15 protein-coding genes are annotated in these 15,869 nt (G+C 64.4%); 6 read left to right on the top strand and 9 right to left on the bottom strand.

Features of this window, described 5'->3' with window-relative positions:
- Window positions 1–170 precede the first annotated feature (170 nt).
- Window positions 171–1,694 carry a DUF3360 family protein gene (locus NKF27_RS15625; protein WP_253553028.1) on the top strand — a complete coding sequence of 508 codons (1,524 nt, stop codon included), beginning with the start codon at window positions 171–173 and terminating at the stop codon, window positions 1,692–1,694.
- 286 nt (window positions 1,695–1,980) lie between these two features.
- Here the strand turns inward: NKF27_RS15625 and NKF27_RS15620 are convergent, their stop codons facing one another.
- The 7 genes from NKF27_RS15620 to NKF27_RS15590 form a co-directional block, all read right to left on the bottom strand.
- Window positions 1,981–2,301 carry a DNA-binding transcriptional regulator gene (locus tag NKF27_RS15620; RefSeq protein ID WP_108132465.1) on the bottom strand — a complete coding sequence of 107 codons (321 nt, stop codon included), beginning with the start codon at window positions 2,299–2,301 and terminating at the stop codon, window positions 1,981–1,983.
- Window positions 2,282–2,590, bottom strand: a complete 309-nt coding sequence (locus NKF27_RS15615; RefSeq protein ID WP_367399268.1) for a type II toxin-antitoxin system RelE/ParE family toxin — start codon at window positions 2,588–2,590, stop codon at window positions 2,282–2,284. The genes NKF27_RS15620 and NKF27_RS15615 overlap by 20 nt, the downstream gene beginning before the upstream one ends.
- 296 nt (window positions 2,591–2,886) lie before the next feature.
- On the bottom strand, window positions 2,887–3,594 hold the full coding sequence (locus NKF27_RS15610; RefSeq protein WP_045994066.1) for a response regulator: 708 nt from the start codon (window positions 3,592–3,594) through the stop codon (window positions 2,887–2,889).
- Window positions 3,591–5,030 carry an ATP-binding protein gene (locus tag NKF27_RS15605; RefSeq protein ID WP_253553022.1) on the bottom strand — a complete coding sequence of 480 codons (1,440 nt, stop codon included), beginning with the start codon at window positions 5,028–5,030 and terminating at the stop codon, window positions 3,591–3,593. The genes NKF27_RS15610 and NKF27_RS15605 overlap by 4 nt, the downstream gene beginning before the upstream one ends.
- Window positions 5,031–5,178: 148 nt before the next feature.
- Window positions 5,179–6,291 (bottom strand): LacI family DNA-binding transcriptional regulator, encoded by a 1,113-nt coding sequence (locus NKF27_RS15600; protein ID WP_253553020.1) that lies wholly within the window; start codon window positions 6,289–6,291, stop codon window positions 5,179–5,181.
- Window positions 6,292–6,377: 86 nt separating this feature from the next.
- Entirely contained in the window at window positions 6,378–7,304 is a 927-nt protein-coding gene (locus tag NKF27_RS15595) for a lysine exporter LysO family protein (RefSeq protein WP_253553019.1), read from the bottom strand.
- 346 nt (window positions 7,305–7,650) lie between these two features.
- The gene (locus tag NKF27_RS15590) at window positions 7,651–8,340 is read right to left on the bottom strand and encodes a hypothetical protein (protein WP_253553017.1); all 690 of its coding nucleotides are present in this window, start codon (window positions 8,338–8,340) and stop codon (window positions 7,651–7,653) included.
- A 172-nt stretch (window positions 8,341–8,512) separates the two neighbouring features.
- Between NKF27_RS15590 and NKF27_RS15585 the strand changes: the two genes are divergently transcribed.
- From NKF27_RS15585 to yghU, 5 genes are all read left to right on the top strand, one after another.
- Window positions 8,513–9,070, top strand: coding sequence for a DJ-1/PfpI family protein (locus NKF27_RS15585; RefSeq protein WP_045992037.1), 558 nt, complete (start codon window positions 8,513–8,515; stop codon window positions 9,068–9,070).
- Between the two features lie 196 nt (window positions 9,071–9,266).
- Complete coding sequence (locus NKF27_RS15580) at window positions 9,267–9,851, top strand: TetR/AcrR family transcriptional regulator (protein ID WP_253553015.1); 585 nt, start codon at window positions 9,267–9,269, stop codon at window positions 9,849–9,851.
- Window positions 9,852–10,136: 285 nt separating this feature from the next.
- Complete coding sequence (locus tag NKF27_RS15575; RefSeq protein ID WP_253553013.1) at window positions 10,137–11,243, top strand: alkene reductase; 1,107 nt, start codon at window positions 10,137–10,139, stop codon at window positions 11,241–11,243.
- Between the two features lie 123 nt (window positions 11,244–11,366).
- Entirely contained in the window at window positions 11,367–12,125 is a 759-nt protein-coding gene (locus tag NKF27_RS15570) for an SDR family oxidoreductase (protein ID WP_253553011.1), read from the top strand.
- Window positions 12,126–12,303: 178 nt separating this feature from the next.
- Entirely contained in the window at window positions 12,304–13,179 is an 876-nt protein-coding gene (gene yghU, locus NKF27_RS15565) for a glutathione-dependent disulfide-bond oxidoreductase (protein WP_253553009.1), read from the top strand.
- A 155-nt stretch (window positions 13,180–13,334) separates the two neighbouring features.
- Here the strand turns inward: yghU and NKF27_RS15560 are convergent, their stop codons facing one another.
- A complete protein-coding gene (locus NKF27_RS15560) occupies window positions 13,335–14,279 on the bottom strand; it encodes a glyoxylate/hydroxypyruvate reductase A (RefSeq protein WP_253553007.1) in 945 nt (314 codons plus the stop codon).
- A gap of 31 nt (window positions 14,280–14,310) precedes the next feature.
- Complete coding sequence (locus tag NKF27_RS15555; RefSeq protein ID WP_253553005.1) at window positions 14,311–15,717, bottom strand: PLP-dependent aminotransferase family protein; 1,407 nt, start codon at window positions 15,715–15,717, stop codon at window positions 14,311–14,313.
- Window positions 15,718–15,869 lie beyond the last annotated feature (152 nt).

Raw genomic sequence — 15,869 nt, 5'->3', positions numbered from 1 at the left:
GGCGTCACAACCCTTGGCGAGGCCAAAGCCTGATAGCCGTCAACGAGGCCCGCGGGGGGCATTGTTAAGGTCTGTCATCTTTTTTCAAGGCGCGCTGTCAAATCGACGAACGGTCAGGGGGACTTGGCTCGGCGTCGGACAGCAGCGTCACCTCAGACATCGAGATCCACATGACAGACACCGTGACGTCCACCCGGGAGGCCGGCGAGGCCCCCAGCTATCGCGAGATGCACCGCGATGCCAGCGAATTTGCCAGCCGTTCCGACTACCTCGAGCATGAACTCAAGATCATGCGTCCCCGGCGCTATGGTCTTAATCTGATCGGCCGGGACTTCCACTTCGAACTCGAGGACCTGGTACCGGCGATTGCCGGCACCATCGGCATCATCGCCATGTACTCGGCGGTGATGATGTCCTGGGCCAACGGCCTGTCCGCCGCCTGGCCCGATGTCACCCTGGGGCGCGAGTTCGCCATCGCCGTCTCGCGCCTGGAGATGCTGCTGCCGGTCCTGCTGTTCTGCGTGCTGGGCTCAGGTATCTTCAATCCGCGTGCCAACCTGGCCGGCAATCACGGCCCGATGATTCCGCTGATCGCCAGCATGGCCCTGGCCGGTGCCCACCCGCTGGCCCTGGCGCTGTGGATCGGCGCCTTCGGCCTCGGCCTTTCCTGGGTCAAGGGCGGCTCGCGCCTGGTCAACCTGACCTCCCAGGGCACCGCCGGTGGCCTGCTGATCTTTCTCGGCTTTTCCGGCGCCATGAGCCAGATCGGTAGCCTCAAGGCGTGGGGCATGGGGCTCGAGGGCCAGATGGGCTACGTCGCCCTGGTGGTGCTGGCGGTCAATATCCTGCTGTACGCCGTGCTGGCGCGGCTGGGCAAGCGCTGGCTGGCGATTCCCGCCTGCGCGGTCACCGGCCTGGTGGTGGCGCTGGCGCTGGGTGCGGGCTTCGATCTCGAGTTCACCACCGAGACCGGCCTGCCGCCGCTCAGCCCGAGCTACTGGTGGGGCAGCACCGACCACGGCTGGATGCTGGGGCTGCCGAACATGCAGCACTTCATCGCCTCGCTGCCGTTCGCGATCCTGGCGGTTGCCATGTGGTCACCGGACTTTCTCGGTCATCGCATCTTCCAGGAGATGAACTATCCCAAGGGTACCGATCGGGTACTGATGGACGTCGACGACACCATGACGATGTGCTCGCTGCGTCAGGTGGTCGGTACCGCCCTCGGCGGTGGCAATATCACCTCGTCCTGGGGCACCTACATGATCCCGGCGGCCATCGCCAAGCGGCCGATTCCCGCCGGCGCCATTTTGCTGGGGCTGTTGACCATCGCCATAGCCATCCTCGGCTTCCCCATGGACGTGGCGGTGTGGCCGCCGGTGATGTGCGTGGCGCTTTTGGTCGGAGTCTTCCTGCCGATGCTCGAGGCCGGCGTGCAGATGATCAAGGAAAGCCGCGACGCCCAGGCCGCAGGCGTGTGCCTGTTCGCTGCGGCGGTGACCAACCCGGTGCTGGCCTGGGCGGTGACCATGCTGCTCGACAACAACGGCTGGATCGGTGACCGCGAACGCGCCACCCGGCTGTCGCTGGCCGACCGTCTGATCATCCCCGCCTCGGTGCTGGCGGTGTGTCTGTTCGCCATGCTGGCGGTGGGCATGTTCGAGGGACAGTACGGGATTCCCGCGCTGTTCTAGATAGGCCGCAAGTGCCATACGCAAGAGGCCGCCCAAGGGCGGCCTCTTGCGTTATCGGTGAGTCGGTCGAGACACTTAGCCGACCGGCTTGCTTGGTGCTGGCGACTGAATCTTCGGGCCTGCCGTCAGTCGACGCGAAACAGATAGAAGGGGCTCTCGATTACGGCCATGGCAGCGTGACAGAGGGCACAACGTGATATATGGCGGCCCCCCGCCCCTGAGTAAGGTGCTCGATTCGCCTCTCCACGCAAGGGGCCCTTCCACCGGCAGGTATGGAGAGGCGCGTTCAGCAAGCGATGGCCTGAATGCCTTTTTTCTGGATGACTGCCAGTAGCCTCAGCGCGGGCCCTCCAGGACGCTTCACGCCGCGCTCCCAGTCTGAGACCAGGTTCTTGCTGACGTTGAGGTAGCGAGCGAAGACAGACTGAGAAAGATTTTCGCGCTCGCGCAGCGCTCTGATGGCGTCGGGGGAAATCATTTCTACAGTGGTGAGGCAGCTCTCATCGAAGTCGCGCATCGTTTGCTTGTCGACGGCGCCTACCTCGTGCAGAGCTTCCATGGTTTCATGGATCGCCGCCATCGCTTCGCTACGGTATTTCTTCGCCATCGTCTTCCACCTCCAAAAAATGCCCCTTATGAATCAACTCGACCAGGTGCTCTTCTGACAGCTCGAGGATGTGTTGGGCGGCCCGTTTGAACGCAACCTTTTCCTCGTCGCTGATATTGCTCTGTTGGCTCTTGGCGAAGCCGTAAACGAAGAAGGCTCGGTGTGCCTGGCGGTAGAGGATGATCGTGCGGTAGCCGCCTGACTTGCCTTGCCCGGGACGAGCCACCCGCTGCTTGATCACGCCTCCGCCCAGGTCAGCATCGATCAAGCCCCGTTCCGCTCGCTGGATAGCGTCGCGCAGCGCGGCGTCGTCAAGTTTCTGTTTTCTGGCGAAGCGTTCAGGCGTTCCTGAAGATCCTCACCGGCCACGACCTTGCCGTTCAAAGTCTACTACGTAGTGGGACATCATGCGGCCCGCAGCAACTGTCCTGCCTGCAGCAGGGCGTTGCAGGGCAGTGTCTCCTTTTCGATGCATAAGACGCGGGGCATCAAGCAGAAAAAGAGAAAGGCAGAGCGGCCGGGCGATGTCCAGCCGCCGAGGGACTGCTGCCGGGGGACGGCTGCCATCAGAGGCAGCCCCGAGGATCACTCTTCCGGCTGGTACTTGTAACCGACGCCGTAGACGGAGCGGATGATTTCTCGCTCGGGCCAGATATCGGCGATCTTCTTGCGCAGCTTCTTGATATGGCTGTCCACGGTGCGCTCGGAGACGATGCGGTGGTCGCGGTACATGTGATCCATCAACTGCTCGCGGGCGAAGATTCGCCCCGGCGAGTGCATCATCACCTTGAGCAACTGGAATTCCACCGCGGTGAGGCCAAGGTCCTGACCGTCGGCCAGGGCGCGCCAGCCGCTTTCGTCCAGCACCAGGTCGTGGTTGGCTTCGCTGTCCTGCTGGTGTGCCTGGCTGCGGCGCAGCACGGCCTTGACCCGGGCGACCACCTCGCGCGGGCTGAACGGCTTGCAGATGTAGTCGTCGGCACCCAGTTCGAGGCCCAGCAGGCGGTCGACCTCCTCGACTCGGGCGGTCAGCATCACCACCGCGATATCGGGCCAGCGCTGACGGATCTCGCGGCACAGGGTCAGGCCGTCGGTGCCAGGCAGCATCAGGTCCAGCAGCACCAGGCTGGGGCGCGACTCGGCCTCGCTGAGGTAGCCGACCACCTGGTCGCCGTGGTCGATATGGTGGGTGGCGTAGCCGCTGCCCTCCAGGTAGTCCGCCACCAGACGGGCGATCTTGGGTTCGTCCTCGACGATCAGGATGTCGTCGAGACTGGCGTCGGTGTCGTTCATTCATCGTCCTCGTGCTGCTGATGGTCCGGCAGGGCCGGAAAACGCAGGGTCCAGCATAACCCGCCAAGCTCGGAAGGGGAGGGGCGCATGTCGGTGTCGTGGGCGCGGGCCAGGGCGGTGGCGATGGACAGCCCCAGGCCGCTGCCGCCGCTTGAACGGTTGCGCGAGCCTTCCACCCGGTAGAGGCGTTCGGTCAGCCGCGGCAGTTCGTTGACCGGCACCCCGGGGGCGCTATCTTCCCAGCGCAGCACCCAGTCGTCGGCCTCACGCCGCAGCGATACCTTGAGTCGCCCCGGCGCCTGGGTGTAGGCGCAGGTATTGTCGATCAGGTTGTTCCATAGCTGGCGCAGGCGCTGCAGGTCGCCGCGAATCCACGCCGGGCCCTGAATATCGTGCTCGAGGGTCAGGCCATGATCGGCAAGCCAGCCCTCGGCTTCGTCCAGCCGGGTGGCCAGTTGCTCGCCCAGGTCCAGCGGTGCGAGCTGGACTTCCAGCGCGCCGGCGTCGCTCTGGGACAGCAGGCGCAGGTCGGCGACCAGGCGCTCTAGCTGGCCGACCTCCTGGGACAGCGAGCGCAGGTTGTCCTGGTCGAGGGCGCGAATGCCGTCCTGCATCGCTTCGATCTCGCCGCGCAGCACCGCCAGTGGGGTACGCAGCTCATGGGCGATGTCGGAAACCCAGCGAGTACGCGCCTCGCGGCTGGCTTCCAGGGTTTCCGCCAGCACATTGAAGTCGTGGGACAGGCTGGACAGCTCGTCGCGACCGCGCTCCGGCAGACGGATGCTGTAGTCGCCCTCGGTCAGCCGGCGGGTGGCCAGCGCCATGCCGCGGGCACGTCGGCCCATCCACCAGGACAGGGCGGCGGCCAGCAGCAGCGAGGTCAGCGCCAGGGCGATGACGATGATGGTCAGGTTACGTTGCTGCTGGGCCAGAAACAGTCGGTCCATGCGTGCCATCAACTGTTCCGGTGGGCGATAGCCCAGGGTGCCGACCTGGCGGCCCGCGCTCATCACCGGCAGCCAGCGCAGTTCGGCGGCCATGTCGTCCTTGTCTGGGGGCAGGCCGATCACCGGCAGGCCGCTTTCGTCATGGAGCACGAAGTCCCTGGGGTCGCCCAGGTCGCCTTCGATGCTCATCGGCGGCAGGTTGTCGCCGGGCCAAAGCTGGCGGCGTACCAGGTGGTGCCAGGCGCGCGGCGACTGGCGCAGCCACTGCCAGTTCTGGCGTCGCGCCCAGGCCTCGCCGAGGCCTTCCGCCAGGGTCTCGGCGCGCTGGGTCTGGGAGCGGTCGAGGTACTCGATGAAGCCCTGGTCGAGGCTGCGCGAAATCGCCACGAACACCAGCCCGGCGATGGCCACATTGACCACCAGGATGATGACGAAGAGCTTCAGACCCAGACGTGAGAAGGCCGGGCGAAACAGGTGTTTCGCGGACATGCGACGATTCCTTGACCGAAATGGCGAAAAAGATGAACACAGCATGCCATCGTCGGCGCCAAAAAGGCGCCAATAACGGTGAAACCTTTGTGCAGCCTTCGCCGACGGATGAGTCGAGCGTTCACCTCAGTCCGTAGCGGTCATACCGTCAGGGACAGCTTTCCCCGATCAGCAGTCGCGTTCCCAATAGGCGGTTCTCGGCGGGTTCCAGACCCAGCACCATCCGCGCGGCGACGCGCCCCTTCTCGATGCTGTCCTGGCGCACGGTGGTCAGGCGCGGGGCGCGGTACTGGCCTTCTTCGATGCCGTCGAAACCGGTCAGGCGCAGGTCCTCGGGGACACGGATACCACGCTGTTCGGCCAGGGTCAGGACGGTCAGGGCGATGCGGTCGGACATGCACAAGAGCAGATCCGGGCGCTGTTCTGCCGGCAGGTCGAGGATCTCCTCGATCACCGGGGCGCAGACCGCGTGGGTGTTCTCGTCGATGTTCCACACCGGGACGCCGGTGGGGTCGATGTCGTGTTCGTCCAGGGCGCGGTGGAAACCGTCCAGGCGCGAGCGGGTGATGGTGCGATGGGCATCGAGACAGCGATGCTCGGCACTCACCGGGCCATTATAGGATTCATCGATCAAGCGCAGGCTGAGGATGCCGACCCGCCGTGGATGTTTTTTCAGTGCGTGGCAGGCGATGGCGTGGCAGGCCGGTTCGTTGTCGATATGGACGGTGGGGCGGGCATCGATATGGAAATCCACCCCGACCAGTGGACGCTGGGCCGGCAGCTCGTTGATCAGCCGATCCCCGGGCATCAGACCATAGACGACAAAGCCGTCGGCCATGCTGGCGGAGCCCGGGTGACAGAGTGCGTCGGCGTGACGAGGAGATTCGGGCTGACGTCCCGACAGCAGCAGCAGGGTGTGCCCGTGGGCGTCGAGCACCTCGGTGATGCCGGTCAGAAGCTCGCTTGAAACCGCGTCGTTGAGGCTGTAGGTCAGGGTCTCTGCCAGCACCACCGCGACGATGCGGGACTGCCCGGTACGCAGGCTGCGGGCCCTGGCGTCGGGGCCGCGGTAGCCCAGGCGCCGGGCCTCTTCGAGGATGTGCTCGCGCAGGGCGCGGGACAGTTGATCGGGGCGATTGAAGGCGTTGGAGACGGTGGCCGTAGAGACCCCGAGCCGCTGGGCCAGATTCTTCAGGGTGATGGGGCGGTCCTCAGGAGTCACGTCGGTCTTGCCTTCCTTGCTGCGTGCATTCGCTAGCATAAAGCGCTTGGCCACCGGGCGTCACGGCTTGGCACCACCACCTGGCATCAGAGCGCTACCATAAAGCGCTGAATGAGTGGTTGTCGTCATAGTGCGACCAGAAACAGAATGAGTGGTGGTGACAGCAGCGACAGGATAAAGCCGCTGACCACGGCGATGGGCACGCAGCGCACGCCACCGTGTTGCTGGATCACCGGCAGGGTGAAGTCCATCGATGTGGCGCCGCCATAGCCGATCGCCAGGGGCGCGTAGCGTCGCATGACCAGCGGAATCAGCACGAAGGCCAGCAGTTCCCGGGTCAGATCATTGAAGAAGGCGACACCGCCCAGCGCCGGACCCAGGTGCTCGCCGATCAGGATGCCGGACAGCGAGTACCAGCCGAAGCCCGAGGCCATGGCCAGGCCCTCGTTCCAGTCGAGCCCGAGCATCGGCGCCGCGGCCAGCCCCCCTGCCAGCGAGCTTGCCGCCAGGGTCACGGCGATGAACAGGCCATGACGATTGAGCAGGATCTGCTTGAGCGGCATGCCGGAGTTGCGCAGCTGGCAGCCGATCAGCGCCAGCAGCACGTAGAGCACCCATTCGGCCAGGTGTTCCGCCAGCTCGAAGGGCGTCGTTCCCCAGCGTCCCACCAGCATCAGCCCGATGACCAGCCCGGCGATAACGACCCCGACCAGTGACAACGAACCGGCCATGGCCGCCAGCTTGCTGGTGGGGGCGCCGTCGACCACGCGCTTTTCGCCAAGGTCCAGGCGCAGTCGTCGCGACAACCACCACAGGGCGGCCAGATTGAAGGCCGAAATGACCACAAACAGCAACAGCGCCTGGCCGCCCATGCGCGACAGCTGGGTGCCCAGGTCGGGCAGGCCCGCCAGGCTTACCCCCATCAGCAGCAGGATCAGGTAGATCGATGCGCTGACGCCGCGATTGATCCAGGCCATGATGCTTGCGCGATGTACCGGCACCAGATAGCCCAGCACCAGCGGCAGCAGCACGATCAACAGACCGGTGAACATGAGGGAACGTCCTTGCTCGATGGAGGCGGTGCGCGTGGATCGGGCACCGCATCGATGAATTGCTGCGCTCGTGATTCCGTCCGTCGAGGATGAACAGGACAAATCGGTGGTCACCGGCGCGATCAAAAGCGCAATACTCTATGCAAGTTTCACAAGGGAGGAAAGACGACCAAAGCGTCAGTGGTCGACCGGTACGGCGCAATACTCTTGGCGTCGACCACGCATCCTGGCATCGAGCCGTTGGCCTTGGCGGACGGAAGGCCGGAGGGTGGTGACGCAGGGCAGCTGAATAAGCGCCTTGAAAGGCGCCCAAGCAGGTGTTCGAAGAAGAAAAAACGGAGCAGCTTCAGTTATCGGTCGTGGTCAATGAAGTCAGACTGAGCCGACTGACCCGCTCGCCGCGCTTGGTGTAGTCCACCCCCAGCAGCAGGCCAGGCAGGTCCGGGTGGAAGGCGACCTCCATGTGGCGGTCGTCCTTGCCGGGCTCGACCAGGCGGACCCGGAGGGCGTTCACCGTACGCCCGTTGACGTCGATGGCGGCGGTCGGAAGGGGGGTAACGACCAGGGTCTCGATGTCGCCCTTGTGATCGAGGTAGCGAATCTCGCAGCCGCTGACGCAGCGCTCTTGCTGGACACTACGCGACAGGTCCACCAGGGCGGTCTGACGGTCGGGGTGACGCTGAAGCTGACGGTTGTCCAGTCGGTAGCTCTTGCCGATGCCCAGCAGACGATAGCCACTGGAATAGCCCAGCGCACGCAAGTCGTCGCCGTTCTCGGCGAAGCGCGCGGTTTCCTGACCTTCGGCGATGGCCACCTGGGCGCGCATGTCGCTGCGCCAGTGATCGCCTTCGCGGTACACCCGATGATGCACGGTGGCATCGGGCCAGCCATCCACCGACAGGTGGTAGCGGGCATCGAAGCTGGCCATCGATGTGGCTTGTGCCGCAAACGGCAGCAAGAACAGCAGCCAGAGCAGCCCCGCGGCGAGGCGTGGGCGGAGAAACGGCGAGCGGTAGACGATGGAGTTGCTGGGCATAGTAGCGTCCGCTGCTTGAGTGGCATGTGGAAACGAGCTGTCACCTTGGGAGGTCGGTGTGCCCTGAAGGTTCCCCGGCAGGCTGGCACAAGCACGGTCCAGTGGTTACGCTGCATTACAGCATGGTCGCCATGACCCTGCGCCGCCCCTCAATGACCAAGGAGTTTGCCACATGGCACGTTTGCTGCTGCTCGCGGGAGATTTTGTCGAGGACTACGAAATCATGGTGCCCTTCCAGGCGCTGCAGGCCATGGGGCATCGTGTCGATGCGGTGTGCCCCGACAAGAAGGAAGGCGACAAGGTCAAGACCGCCATCCATGACTTCGAGGGCGACCAGACCTACACCGAAAAGGCCGGGCATCTGTTCGCGCTCAACGAGACCTTCGCCGATATTACCCTGGCCGACTACGACGCCCTGGTCATCCCCGGTGGGCGAGCGCCGGAGTACCTGCGTCTGGACGAACGCGTGCTGGAAGTGGTGCGCCACTTCGTCGACAGCGAGAAGCCGGTGGCCGCGGTCTGCCACGGTGCCCAGCTTCTGGCGGCGGCGGTGTCGCTGTCCGGACATCGCATCTCGGCCTATCCGGCCTGTGCCCCCGAGGTACGCCTGGCGGGTGGCGAATTCGTCGACATCGAAGTGACCGACGCCATCACCTGCGGCAAGTTCGTGACCGCGCCGGCCTGGCCCGCACACCCGGAGTGGCTGCGCCAGCTCAACGAATTGCTGTAGGCCCGCCAGGCGGGCCCTTCTGGCCTGGGTACAGGCCCAGGCCAGATGGGAGGCCTGGCCCCTGGATGCCAGGCCTCTGGGCTCCAAGTGCAAAGGTTCTTGGTAGAAGGAGCCTAGGTAGAAGGGGCCTCGGTAGAATGACCCTCGGTAGAAAGCCCCTTGACGACGACTAGACGACTGGTCTAGTGTCGGAGGCATGACAACCAAGGCTCCCACACGTGACCTGTTGATACAGGTCGGCATGAATACCTTTGCCGAGCACGGCTATACGGCGACGGGCATCAATACGGTGCTCAAGGCTGCCGGCGTGCCCAAGGGTTCTTTCTACCACTACTTCTCCAGCAAGGAGGCCTTCGGCCTCGCCGTGGTCGAGGTGTTTGCCGAAGACTACGACGAACGCTTCCAGGCGCTGCTGGTGCATTCCCACGACGCCCCCGTAGTGCGTCTTCGCCACTATTTCGAGGACGTGCGCCAGGCGATGGCCGAGTGTGGCCATACCCGGGGCTGCCTGATCGGTACCCTGGGTCAGGAAATGTCATCCCAGAGCGATTGCCTGCGCGATGCTCTGGACGCCATCTTCAAGCGCTGGGAAGGGTACTTTGCCAGCTGCCTCAAGGAAGGACAGGCAGACGGCAGCGTGCGTGACGATATTGCACCAGAGGCCATGGCAGCCTTTATCCTGGCGGGCTGGCAGGGGGCGCTGCTGCGCTCCAAGATGGCCAGAACCTGTGAGCCTTTAACCGAATTCGAGAATACGTTACTGGCCTGTATCAAGCGCTAACGCGTCAAGGTGAAGGCGTGGCAGGGTGGGTCCTCGATTCCCCTGCCGTTTTCTTGACCCTAAGCAATAATAGACTGGTCTATAAAAGTCCCTATTTTTGTACAAAACCGCTTGATATGTGATGCATGAGTTGTACGGTATGGGCAGAACGTTCGCTAGATCATTAGTCGAACACCTTGGGCAACCGCTGGCGACGAGCCAACGAAGCGCCAGCCACCGTTCAGCCGTGCATCCTCGCTGAGGCCGCAGCGCCTCGTGGTATCAGCTTCCCGACAGGAGATTTCCATGAGCGAGCAAGATCCCCTCTTTACCCCGCAGGTCCTCGGTGACATCAGCCTGCCTAACCGGGTGCTGATGTCGCCGCTGACCCGCTCCCGCGCGGCTCAACCGGGCGATGTGCCCCAGGCGATGAACGTCGAGTACTACCGTCAGCGGGCCGGTGCGGGCCTGATCCTGAGTGAGGCCACCCAGATCTCGCCCCAGGGCAAGGGGTACGCCTTTACCCCGGGCATCCATAGCCAGGAGCAGATCGCTGGCTGGCGCCGTGTCACCGACGCTGTGCATGACGCCGGCGGTCGTATGCACGCCCAGCTATGGCACGTGGGAAGAATCTCGCATCCGGAGCTGCAGCCTGGTGGCGCCGACCCGGTGGCGCCCTCGGCAATCAAGCCGGAAGGCGCCAAGACCTTCATCAGCGCCGAGTCGGGCATGGTCGAGGTACCCACCCCGCGTGCGCTCGACACCGACGAGCTTCCAGGCATCGTCGAGCAGTACCGCCAGGCGGCGATCAACGCCCGCGAAGCCGGCTTCGACGGCGTCGAGGTGCACGCCGCCAACGGCTACCTGCTCGATCAGTTCATCAAGTCCGACAGCAACGCGCGCACCGATGCCTACGGTGGCAGCCTGGAAAACCGCCTGCGACTGCCTCTCGAAGTGGTACGTGCGGTGGTCGATGTCTGGGGCAAGGGCCGTGTCGGGGTGCGCATCAGCCCGACCGGAAGCTTCAACGATGTCCACGACCAGAAGCCCGAGGAGACCTTCCCGGCCTTCGCCGCGGCGCTCGACGAGATCGGCATCGCCTACCTCGAGGTGGTGGAGGATTCGTTCCAGGGCAACCACGAGAACGGTCGCCCCGAGTCGATCATCAGCGCCATCCGTGAGCGCTTCAGCGGTGTCTATATCGCCAATGGCGCCTATACCGCCGAGGAAGCACGTGAGCGCATCGCCGCCGGCAAGACCGACCTGGTGACCTTCGGGCGTTCCTTTATCGCCAATCCGGACCTGCCGGAACGCTTCCGTCGCGGAGCAGAGCTCAATGAGCCGGACTACGACACCTTCTACGGCGGTGATGAAAAGGGCTATACCGACTACCCGTTTCTCGAAGACCGCTAGCGCTTGAAGTTCGCTGGCGCGATGACATCTTTTTCTCGATGACGGCCAAGCGGTTCGCCGTCTTGCCAACGTCATCGATCTGGAACATTTCAAGGGGCCTTGGAGGCCCGAAAGGAGGACCGCATGGACGTGAACAACCTGAACACCGACGGTATCAAGGACAAGGTCGTGATCATCACTGGTGCCAGCAGTGGGCTGGGTGAGGCCACCGCCAAGCGCCTGGCCAAGGGCGGAGCCCGCCTGGTGCTGGGCGCGCGTCGCGAGGACCGCCTCAAGGCACTGTGCGACGACATCAAGGCCGACGGTGGTCAGGCCGTCTACCGTGCCACTGACGTGACCAGCCGTGAGCAGGTCGAGGCCCTGGCCAAGCTCGCCCGCGATGAATTCGGGCGTATCGACGTGCTGGTCAACAACGCCGGGCTGATGCCGCTGTCGCCGTTGGACAAGCTCAAGGTCGACGAGTGGGAGCAGATGGTCGACGTCAACATCAAGGGCGTGCTCTACGGCATCGCTGCAGTGTTGCCGACCATGCGCGAACAGCATCAAGGCCACGTGATCAACCTGTCCTCGGTCGCTGGTCATGTGGTGTTCCCCGCCGCCTCGGTCTATTGCGCGACCAAGTTCGCGGTCAAGGCGCTGACCGAAGGCCTGCGTCAGGAATCCAATGGCGAGATTCGCGCGACCAATATCTCTCCCGGCGCGATTGACACCGAATTGACCCGGACAATCAGCGATGATGAGACCGCCGAGGGGGTCAACGAGCTGTACACCCTGGCCATCGACGCCGATGCAGTGGCTCGGGCGATCGCCTTTGCGGTAGAACAGCCGGGGGATGTCGACGTCAACGAACTGATCCTGCGCCCGACTCGCCAGGAGCTGTAAGGGCTGGCGTTCGACTGGCTCAGCCGTCCTGGAGACGCTGGTCCGGCCGAGGCGCAATACGCCTGGTCGCACGAGCGCGCTTCGTCCGACGCTATTTTTCGCTAGGCTTGTGTATCTTTAGTGCCTCAATGAAGCCCGGCGGTGCCGGGTGGTGCCCCACTCTACGAGAAGGAACATCATGAGCAACGATGCCGAGTATCAGCCGCCGAAAGTCTGGAAGTGGGAAGGGGAAAGTGGTGGCCATTTCGCCAGCATCAACCGTCCCATCGCCGGTGCGACCCATGACAAGGAGTTGCCGGTGGGCAAGCACCCGCTGCAGCTCTACTCCCTGGCCACCCCCAACGGGGTCAAGGTCAATATCCTGCTCGAGGAGTTGCTGGCGCTGGGCCATGATCAGGCCGAGTACGACGCCTGGCTGATCCGTATCGGCGAGGGCGACCAGTTCTCCAGCGGCTTCGTCGAGATCAACCCCAACTCCAAGATTCCGGCCCTGGTGGACCACACCACCACGCCGCCGACCCGGGTCTTCGAGTCGGGTTCGATCCTGCTCTATCTGGCCGAGAAGTTCGGCGCCTTCCTGCCGACCGAGCACAAGGCGCGTACCGAAGCGATGAGCTGGCTGTTCTGGCAAATGGGCTCGGCTCCCTACCTGGGCGGTGGTTTTGGCCACTTCTACGCCTACGCGCCGGAAAAGTACGAGTATCCGATCAACCGCTTCACCATGGAGACCAAGCGCCAGCTCGACGTGCTCGACCGTCATCTGGCCGAGCACGAGTACCTGGCCGGTGACGAGTACAGCATCGCCGACATGGCGACCTTTGCCTGGTACGGCCAGCTTGCCCTGGGTCGGCTGTACGACGCGGCGGAGTTCCTGTCCGTGCACGAGTACGAGCACGTCCAGCGCTGGGCCAAGGCTATCGATGCGCGCCCGGCGGTGCAGCGAGGACGCATGGTCAACCGCACCTTCGGCGAGCCGGAAGAGCAGCTCCACGAGCGTCACGACGCCAGCGATTTCGAACTGCGTACCCAGGACAAGATCGGCGACGACGCTTGATCCACTGAAGTACCAGCGCAGCTTTCAGCATCGACAAGGGCGCCTCCGAGGAGGCGCCCTTTTTTTGGATTCGGTCTGGGGCTTGATCCGGGGCCGGGTCTGGAATGTGAGGCGATCGCCGCCTCGTCCCTTACCGGCCCTTGCTGGCTCCTGCTTCAGTACCCCGCGTCGGGGTCGACGGTCTCGATATCCTCGCCCTTGTTCAGGGCGTCGAGGCTTGAGGCGACCTGATCGAGCGCCTCGCTCAACGGTGTCGGTCCCGCCATGTGAGGGGTGACGATGACCCGCGGGTGGCGCCACAGCGGGCTGGATTGCGGCAGCGGCTCTGTGGGGAAGGCATCGAGCAGCGCGCCCCGGAGGCTTCCTTCCTGGCGCTGGTCCTTGTCGCCCAGCGCTGCGAGCAGGGCATCCTCGTCGATCAGGGTGCCGCGCCCGGGGTTGATCAGGCTGGCCCCCTCGCGCATCTTGCCCAGCGTCTCGGCGTTGATGATGTGACGGGTCGAGGAGGTGTCGGGCAGCAGCAGGACCAGGGTCTTCACCCGGGACAACAGCTGGTCGAGCCCCTCGTCACCGCTCAGACATTCGATGTCATCGATGTCCTTCTGCGAACGGCTCCAGCCGAGCACCGGGAAACCATCGGCGGCGATGGCGCTGGCCACCTTGGCGCCGATGGCGCCGAGACCGAGCACGCCCACCTCCCAGTCCGGCTTGTCGATTACCTCGTGCTCGCGCCACTCGCATTGCTGCTGTTGGCGAGCGTAGCGGTCGAAGTCGCGCTGGAAGTGAAAAAGCCCGTAGCGAACATAGTCGGCGATCAGCTCGGCCATGCCGGCGTCGCGCAACTTGACGATGGGGACGTCGCGGGGCAGGGCGGGGTTGCCGAGCAGGGCATCGACGCCGGCCCCCAGGTTGACGATGCCCTTGAGTCCAGTGCACTCCCGCAGCAGCGTCTCGTCTGGCTTCCAGGCCGCCAGAAAGTCCGCCTGGGCACGTTGTTCGCGGTCGGTCTCCTGGCTCTTCCAGATGGTGGCATCTGGCAGCCGCTCGCTTAGCGCCTGCTGCCACTGGTCGGCCTGGTCGGTATGTACGATCACCTTCATGACAATTCCGCTCCGGTCGAATGAATGGGGTTCAGTAGACAATCTGCATCATGGGCGGCGGAGCGTCATCCAGCAGGCTGGCAAGACGCTTGAGGCCGTCCTCGAGACGCTCGATCTCGGGCTCCGCCCCGAGGCTCAGGCGCACTCGGCGTGGCGCTGGACTCTGTTCGACCATGAAGGGGGTCGCGGTGGTGATGGCCACCCCCTCCTGTTCAGCCAGCTGCTGGAGTTCCTCGGCCCGCCAGCTGCCCGGCAGCGACAGCCAGACGTGCAGGCTGGTAGGGCGGGAGTCCCTGCCATGGCTGTGCAGGATGCGTGCGGCAAGCTGCTGGCGCTCTGCCAGCAGTTCGCGTTGCTGCTGTGCCATGCGCTCGACGGTACCGTCCTCCAGCCATAGATTGGCGACCTCGAAGCACAGCGGTGTGGCCATCCAGGAGGTCGCCCGCAGGCGGGGCAGGGTGTGGTGCAGCTGACTGCGAGGCACCGTCAGATAGCCGGCGCGAAGCCCGGGCAGGGTGGCCTTGGTCAGGCTGGTGACGTGGAACGCGTGGGTGGGGATGCGCGCGCTGATCGGCATCAGCGGCTCGGGCTCGAGCAGGGTGTGGACGTCGTCCTCGATCAGCCATACGCCGTGGCGCTCCAGAATCGCGGCGATCTCGTCGCGGCGCGTCTCGTCCAGGGTGGCCCCGGTGGGATTGAGCTGGCACGAGGTCAGGCACACGGCGCGCGGCTTGAAGCGATGACAGGCAGCGTCGAGGGCGTCGGGTACGATGCCCTGGCTATCGATGGTGACGCCACGCAGCTGGAAGCCCAGGGTGCGCGACAGGGCGATCAGGCCATGGTCGGTCAGCGCCTCGGTCAGGACCAGGTCGCCGTGCTGGACCACGCTGGAAATCGCCAGCATGATGCCGTGGGCGCCACCGTTGGTCAGGATGCGGTCGTCCGCTTCGCCGGGCATGCCGAGGCGCTCGCTCAGCCACCAGCTGGCGCGCTCGCGCTGATGGGGCAGGCCGGCGATCGGCCGGCAGGCCGTAAATACGTCAGGATGTGCGCTGTCGGCCAGCGTTCTCAGGGCATCGCGAAAGTGCTGGTCATGGCTTGGCGGGCAGACCGGATGGGCGATCGACAGGTCGATCACCGCCTGTTCGGTTCGCGGCTCGCCGGCCCGCAGGTAGGCGGATTCGCGGTTGTCATCGAGGGCGTTGATCCAGGTGCCGCTGCCGACCCTGGCCTGCACCAACCCCATCTTTTCTGCCTGTGAATAGGCCCGTGACACCGTCTGCACGCTGACGCCTATGTGCTCCGCCAACTGTCGGTGGGGCGGCAGCCGGGTCCCTGGCGTAAGCTCACCGGAACGGATTGCGCGAGAAAGTGCCCGCGCAATCGCAAGATACTTGGGTTGGCTATCATCCAGATACGGCAGCAGGTCAATTGTCATGATCCAATAAAGCCTTTGACCGGGAGCTTATTCGTAGTGCTAGTATCAGCAAGACGGCATTGATCAGTCATTGTCATGACGCTGTTAAGAGCTTCTCATGACAATTGTGACCTGTCAGCACGCTACAGGGGATGCAATGTCGCTTCAAGGGC

The organism is Halomonas sp. DN3 (genome assembly GCF_024137905.1).
Classification (GTDB): domain Bacteria; phylum Pseudomonadota; class Gammaproteobacteria; order Pseudomonadales; family Halomonadaceae; genus Halomonas; species Halomonas litopenaei.
The sequence above is the reverse complement of the archived record's forward strand: the minus strand, read 5'-3'. Positions and strand labels throughout refer to the sequence as shown.

What these genes read in the sequence shown, in the direction of transcription:
- NKF27_RS15555 (WP_253553005.1), bottom strand. Translation starts at nt 15,717, where the DNA reads ATGACAATTGACCTGCTGCCGTATCTGGATGATAGCCAACCCAAGTAT.
- yghU (WP_253553009.1), top strand. Translation starts at nt 12,304, where the DNA reads ATGAGCAACGATGCCGAGTATCAGCCGCCGAAAGTCTGGAAGTGGGAA.
- NKF27_RS15605 (WP_253553022.1), bottom strand. Translation starts at nt 5,030, where the DNA reads ATGTCCGCGAAACACCTGTTTCGCCCGGCCTTCTCACGTCTGGGTCTG.
- NKF27_RS15590 (WP_253553017.1), bottom strand. Translation starts at nt 8,340, where the DNA reads ATGCCCAGCAACTCCATCGTCTACCGCTCGCCGTTTCTCCGCCCACGC.
- NKF27_RS15585 (WP_045992037.1), top strand. Translation starts at nt 8,513, where the DNA reads ATGGCACGTTTGCTGCTGCTCGCGGGAGATTTTGTCGAGGACTACGAA.
- NKF27_RS15625 (WP_253553028.1), top strand. Translation starts at nt 171, where the DNA reads ATGACAGACACCGTGACGTCCACCCGGGAGGCCGGCGAGGCCCCCAGC.
- NKF27_RS15620 (WP_108132465.1), bottom strand. Translation starts at nt 2,301, where the DNA reads ATGGCGAAGAAATACCGTAGCGAAGCGATGGCGGCGATCCATGAAACC.
- NKF27_RS15570 (WP_253553011.1), top strand. Translation starts at nt 11,367, where the DNA reads ATGGACGTGAACAACCTGAACACCGACGGTATCAAGGACAAGGTCGTG.
- NKF27_RS15580 (WP_253553015.1), top strand. Translation starts at nt 9,267, where the DNA reads ATGACAACCAAGGCTCCCACACGTGACCTGTTGATACAGGTCGGCATG.
- NKF27_RS15560 (WP_253553007.1), bottom strand. Translation starts at nt 14,279, where the DNA reads ATGAAGGTGATCGTACATACCGACCAGGCCGACCAGTGGCAGCAGGCG.
- NKF27_RS15575 (WP_253553013.1), top strand. Translation starts at nt 10,137, where the DNA reads ATGAGCGAGCAAGATCCCCTCTTTACCCCGCAGGTCCTCGGTGACATC.
- NKF27_RS15595 (WP_253553019.1), bottom strand. Translation starts at nt 7,304, where the DNA reads ATGTTCACCGGTCTGTTGATCGTGCTGCTGCCGCTGGTGCTGGGCTAT.
- NKF27_RS15610 (WP_045994066.1), bottom strand. Translation starts at nt 3,594, where the DNA reads ATGAACGACACCGACGCCAGTCTCGACGACATCCTGATCGTCGAGGAC.
- NKF27_RS15600 (WP_253553020.1), bottom strand. Translation starts at nt 6,291, where the DNA reads ATGCTAGCGAATGCACGCAGCAAGGAAGGCAAGACCGACGTGACTCCT.